2 protein-coding genes are annotated in these 1,669 nt (G+C 67.8%); both read left to right on the forward strand.

Features of this window, described 5'->3' with window-relative positions:
- On the forward strand, positions 1-1,312 hold a 1,312-nt coding region (locus ACFVUH_RS37275; protein WP_387918080.1), incomplete at its 5' end, for a phage/plasmid primase, P4 family.
- 148 nt (positions 1,313-1,460) lie between these two features.
- Positions 1,461-1,669 (forward strand): DUF6009 family protein (locus ACFVUH_RS37280; protein ID WP_387918082.1); only part of this gene is annotated, 209 nt, incomplete at its 3' end.

A 1,669-nucleotide genomic window follows, 5' to 3' on the forward strand; every position in this document is an offset into this window, starting at 1 on the left:
GGACGAGTACCGGTGGAAACTGACCGGCGGCGACGAGGCAGCGGTCTGGGCTGCCGGGGAGATGGCCGAGCAGATCGCCGATCACGACCCCCAGGGAAGATTCACTCCCCGCCAGTTGGCCGCGCACCGACGGCACTCCGAATCCACCTCAGGACTCAAAGCCCTGCTCTACCAGGCGCAGGCCGCCCCCGGACTCCGCCTGGACCCCGACGTCCTGGACGGCGACATCTACGCCCTGTGCACCCCAGTCGGCGTCGTCGACCTCAGAACCGGAACGCTGCGCAAGCCCGACCCGCTCACGGACATGCATTCGCGGGCCACTTTCGTGGCGCCCCGCCCCATGCCCATCCCGCGCTGGAACAGCTTCCTGCGCGACACCTTCGGCGACGACGCCCAAGGCAGGGAAACCACCCGCTTCCTGCACCTGCTCCTCGGCTACTCCATCACCGGCGACGTCGGTGCCCAGGTCCTGCCCTTCCTCTATGGTTCCGGAGCCAACGGCAAGTCCGTGCTGCTGGAGGTGATGATGCAGATCCTGGGCGACTACGCCAACGCGGCCCCGCCCGGCTTCCTCATGGAGAAGGGCAAGTTCACCGAGCACTCCACCGAACTGACCGAACTCCACGGCCGACGCATCGTGGTGTGCAGCGAGCTCAAGCCCAACGACAGGTTCAACGAGTCCCGCGTCAAGCTCCTCACCGGCGGCGACACCATCACCGCCCGCCGCATGCGACAGAACTTCTTCACCTTCACCCCCACGCACAAGCTGTGGCTCCTGGGCAACCACCGTCCCGAAGTGGGCACCGGCGGCTACGCCTTCTGGCGCCGCATGAGGATCATCCCCTTCGAGCGGAGCGTCCCCGACGAACGGAAAATCGACAACCTGGCCGCCGAACTCGTCCACGAGGAGGGCCCGGGTATCCTCCACTGGCTGATCGAGGGAGCCGGACGCTATCTGACGACCCGCGACCCGCTCACTGGACCGGCCTCCGTGCGGCTGGCGACCGCCGCCTACGAGACGACCGAAGACCACGTGGGCCGCTTCATCACCGAATGCTGCACCAAGGGCGAGAACGGACGCCCCAACCCGGAACTGCGCGTCGAACAGAAACTGCTGTACGAGACCTACGGCCGGTGGTGCTCGGAGGAAGGCATCCGGCCCTCCACCAGCCGCGCCTTCGCCAGCCGCATCCGCCAGGAACTCGGCCTGACCTCACCCGCAGAAATGATCAAGAACAACGTCAAGAAGCTCTATCCCGGCCTCGCCCTGCTCCACAACGGGAACACCGATGGCGCAAGCGGGACGCCATGAGGGCCTTCCGCACCAGGGAGGGGCGCACGGCCCGACCGTACGATGGACGGGGCCGGCCGCCCCACCGCGCCGCGCGAGCCGGGAAGACGAACAGCATGAAAGCCCCGACCCCAGGCCGGTGCCCGGCCGCCGAGACCCAGGAGGCCTGATGAGCGCGATTCCGCAGGAAGGCGATCTCGTCCAGGAAGCCGAGGTCGTCTGGCTGGAGGACACCGAAGACCTCGACTACGTCCGCCAAGCCCTGGACAAGGTCGGCACCCGCAGAGGCAAACCCCGATACGAGCGCGACGGCCGGATGATCGGCTACACCAACCTGGGGCCCACCGCGCCGCGCAGCGCCGACAGCGGCCTCTTCGC

This window comes from Kitasatospora sp. NPDC058032, from assembly GCF_042885845.1.
In the GTDB taxonomy this organism is placed as follows: Bacteria; Actinomycetota; Actinomycetes; order Streptomycetales; family Streptomycetaceae; genus Kitasatospora.